Origin of the sequence: Paenibacillus humicus NBRC 102415 (genome assembly GCF_004000905.1) — a bacterium.
Lineage (GTDB): Bacteria > Bacillota > Bacilli > Paenibacillales > Paenibacillaceae > Paenibacillus_O > Paenibacillus_O humicus.
Genome location: NZ_BIMD01000095.1, coordinates 1 through 3,622 on the forward strand (window position 1 = coordinate 1; position 3,622 = coordinate 3,622).

Annotated in this window: 5 protein-coding genes and 1 pseudogene; 2 read left to right on the plus strand and 4 right to left on the minus strand. The window is 65.8% G+C overall.

The annotated features are described in order from the left end of the window. Both PHU01S_RS26065 and PHU01S_RS25365 read left to right on the plus strand, forming a co-directional pair. On the plus strand, window positions 1–1,839 hold a 1,839-nt coding region (locus PHU01S_RS26065; protein WP_444980855.1), incomplete at its 5' end, for an Lhr family ATP-dependent helicase. 125 nt (window positions 1,840–1,964) lie between these two features. Next, window positions 1,965–2,750, plus strand: coding sequence for a helix-turn-helix domain-containing protein (locus tag PHU01S_RS25365; protein WP_049869758.1), 786 nt, complete (start codon window positions 1,965–1,967; stop codon window positions 2,748–2,750). A 7-nt stretch (window positions 2,751–2,757) separates the two neighbouring features. On the opposite strand, the gene PHU01S_RS25370 is transcribed toward PHU01S_RS25365, so the two are convergent. The 4 genes and pseudogenes from PHU01S_RS25370 to PHU01S_RS25385 all read right to left on the minus strand — a co-directional run bounded on the left by PHU01S_RS25370 (window position 2,758) and on the right by PHU01S_RS25385 (window position 3,603). Beyond that, entirely contained in the window at window positions 2,758–2,964 is a 207-nt protein-coding gene (locus PHU01S_RS25370; protein ID WP_049868449.1) for a hypothetical protein, read from the minus strand. After that, a pseudogene (locus tag PHU01S_RS27195) lies at window positions 2,880–3,158 on the minus strand (helix-turn-helix transcriptional regulator); the annotation flags it as partial. The gene PHU01S_RS25370 and the pseudogene PHU01S_RS27195, both read right to left, overlap by 85 nt. 12 nt (window positions 3,159–3,170) lie before the next feature. Beyond that, window positions 3,171–3,413, minus strand: a complete 243-nt coding sequence (locus tag PHU01S_RS25380) for a hypothetical protein (RefSeq protein WP_127510477.1) — start codon at window positions 3,411–3,413, stop codon at window positions 3,171–3,173. Window positions 3,414–3,492: 79 nt separating this feature from the next. Beyond that, window positions 3,493–3,603, minus strand: a complete 111-nt coding sequence (locus tag PHU01S_RS25385) for an S-layer homology domain-containing protein (RefSeq protein ID WP_246029344.1) — start codon at window positions 3,601–3,603, stop codon at window positions 3,493–3,495. Window positions 3,604–3,622: the final 19 nt, after the last annotated feature.

Here is a 3,622-nt window from a genome sequence, read left to right on the forward strand (position 1 = left end):
GAGCCCGCCTCAGCCGAGCCTGCCGGCCGGGCCGAGGCGGATGGCTGGCTCGCCGCGCTGCGAAGCCAGGGAAGAGTCGCCGCCTACACGCCCGGCGGCTCGGCCGAGGAACGTCTCATTTGCGCGGACGAGACCGGCGTGTATGCGGCCTTTCCGCAGGACGAGGACTCCGTGTCGTTCATTGTCGAGCGGTACATCTCCCATCGCCTTTCCTTCACGGCGGAGGAGCTGGCGGAACGCTATCCGGCCCTCGGCTCCGATGGAGCCGGCAGGCTGATTACCCGGCTGCTGGATGCCGACCGGATCCAGCCCGCCCCGTTCGCGGCGGAGGGTGAGCGCCTGTACGCCTCGAGCCTGATTGCGGCGCGGGTCGTGCGGCTCTCCGTCCAGCATGCGCGCAGCCGCAGCGAGGCGGCCGACGCCGTCCGCTGGTGCGGCCAGATGGCGCTCCGCCAGCATGCGCTGCAGGGCAGCCAGCTGCGGGGCGAGCATGGCCTGCTTCAGGTGCTGCAGTCGCTGCAGGGCTTCTTCTTCCCGCTGTCCCACTGGGAAAGCTTCATTCTCCCTTCGCGCCTCGCCGCCTACCGGCCCGAGGAGCTCGACCTGCTCTGCGCCTCGGGGGAGGTGCTGTGGCTCGGGCGCAAGGAGGCGGGTGAAAAAGAAGGCAAAATCGCCTTTTTTCTGCCGGAATCCCGGGAGCTTTACGCGCCTTATTTGCCGAAGGACGGCAGCTCCGCCCATCCCGCCCTGCTGAAAACGCTCCAAGCCGGCGGCGCTTCCTTCCTGGCCCGGATCGCGCGCGAGATGGACCTGCCGCCTTCGGAAGTGCAGGAGCAGCTGCTGGAGCTGGTCTGGGAAGGGCTGGTCTCGAACGACCAGTTCGCCCCGCTCAGAGCCGTCTCCTCCGCCAAGCCCCGCTCGCCCAAGGGCCGGCCGGGAGCCTGGGGAGGCTCCGGTCTCGGCCGCTGGTTTTGGACCGGCTCGCTGGACGCCGGAACAGGCGGCTCAGGCGCCGGGACGGCCGGACGCCCGGCTGCGGCTGACGGCGCCGAAGCACCGGGAGGCCCGCCATCGGCCATCGCGGCATCCGCCCGCCCAGGCGCTGCCGGAACCGCCGCCGCTCCAGGCGGCTATCGGTCAACTTCCGGGACATCCAGCCATGAGGCGGCGGAGCCTCCTGCAGCTGCCGGCCGTCAGCTCTCCTCGCCTGCCGAGGACTCGCCTGCGCTGCGCTGGATCAACCATCTGCTGGAATCGTACGGAATCCTCTCCAGAGATCTCGTCTCCGCCGTCTCTCCCTTCTCCTGGGACGAGCTGCTGCCGCTGCTGAAGCGGCTGGAGGAATGGGGCGTGCTGGTCCGCGGCTTCCTGATCGCCGGCATGCCGTCCATGCAGTTCGCCACCCGCGAAATGGCCGAGGCGGTCCGCCGTCCCCTCCCGCAGGACACGGACCGCAGCCTGACCGTCCTGTCGGCTGCCGATCCCGCCAATCCGTTCGGGCTAGTCGCCGACTGGCCGCAGGAGGGCAAGGGCGTCTTTGCCCGCAAGCCCGGCAACTATCTCGTGCTGGAGAACGGCCGCTGGCTGTACTGGATCGAGAACAACGCGCGCAAGATCCATCCGCTCTCCGCTCCAGCAGGCGAGCCGGCGCGAGAAGCCGAGGTGCTGCAGGAAATCCTGCGCACGATCGCGGTGCGGCAAGGCCTCTCGCGCGTCATCGTCGAGCAGTGGAACGGAAGCCCCGTCGACGATACGCGCGGTGCCGGGCTTCTCCGGGATCTGGGAGCCGAGAAGGACCGCCACCGCTTCGTATTATGGAAGAGCCAGCTGAAGGTGTGAACGGGACCGTTTGGAAGCCAAAAAAATCTTTTCCATTTCCATTCCATATGATAGAATGAGAACAAATGTTCGAATTCGGAGCTGTCGCAGGCTTGACGCCGGCGCGGGCGGAGGAGGATCCTTCCATGGTGCCTTGCAGTGAGATCGACCAGGTTATCGCCTACATTCACCGGCACCTATTCGACCCGATGCCGCTTGCCCGGCTGGCCAGGCACATTTCCTACAGCCCCTCGCATTTCGCCCGGCTGTTCAAGGAACGCACCGGACTGACGCCCTTGTATTACGTGTCCTCCATCCGTCTTGAGCGGTCCAAGGACATGCTGCTCCGCACCCATCTGAGCGTCCGGGACATCGGCCTCGAGATCGGGCAGCAGAGCCTGGGCACGTTCACGACCCGCTTCACGCAGCGCGTAGGGGTATCCCCCGCCGAATTCCGCCAGTCGATTACCAGCGCGGATCGGGATTTCGAGTCTCTTCGGCGGCTGAGAGACTGGCGGCAGCCTGCCGCTCCGATCTTCATGGAGGGGGGCGTAAGCGGCACCATCAAGGCCATGGTTCCGTTCGAAGGCTTCGTCCTCGTCGGCTTGTTCGCCAAGCCGATTCCGGAAGGCCTCCCTTTGTACGGCACGCTGGTCCGCTATCCCGGCAGCTTCCGCTTCGACGGCGTGAAGCCGGGAACCTATTACCTGATGGCCACCTCTATTTCCTGGACGATGGGGAGGATGGACATGCTGCTGCCGGAGACGACTCTTCGCAGCCGCGGCAAGGCGCCGCTCGCCGTCCTCCCGGGCGTCCCCGTCCCGCCTCAGGAGGTGCTGCTGCATGAGCCCCGGCTGGATGATCCGCCGATCCTGGTCTCCTTGCCTCTGCTCATGAACAACTTCCTGAGCAAGGCTCGGCAAGGATTCTGATCCGATTCTAGGCATGGTCGTTTGCTTGCAAAGGCACGAATAGATCGGCGGGCACATCCTCCCGCTGCACCTCGATGCCCGTCTTTTTCGCATAGTCCTGGAACAAGAGCATGTCCTTATACGGGCCGTTCAGCGGCGCGCGCTGCGTGAACGTCTTCGGCTTGATCGGCGACTTCGCGATCGGAAAGCCGGTGTCGTTGATATCGGCCTCCATGGGCCGGCCGCCCGGTCCTGCCCCCTCTGCAGGCGGGAATCGGATGGAGAGATGCCGTAATGGCGGCAAAACGCTCCCGAAAAAGCGTACAGGTCCGAGTAGCCAAGCGACAGCGAAACCTCCGTAACGGAAAGATCGTCTGCCGCAAGCAGCTCGGCGGCTTTGTCCATTCGCCTTCTGAGCAGGTACGCCTTGGGACTCCTGCCCTAGCGGCGGCTGAATTCCGCGTAGAGATGGGAGCGGTGCACGCCGGCCATCCTCGCGATGTCCGAGATCCGGGTCGACTCCATGCAGTGGTGGCAGTGCGTCCGCACGGATGACGGCGTCGTGAAGAGAACAGCCGCAAATCCTGCAGGGATGAGAAAAGCGTCTCCCCGCTTGTCGGGTGAGACGCTTGATAGAGTTGCGATGACCTTGCGCAGGATGCGATGAATGTGCTCGGAGGGCACGATAACCCCACGCAGAGGGTGCGTTGACCCTGCTCAGAGGGGCGATAACCCCGCGCAGAGAGCATGGCTCGCCTGCGGCTCAGCGTCCTTGCTGCGGCAGCTGAAGCAGGCGAAGAAGCACGACCGCCGCTTCGGCGCGGGTCGTCTGTGCTGCCGGCGCGAAGCGCCCGCCTTCGCGGCCCTGGAGCAGGCCGGCCGCTTGTGCGGAC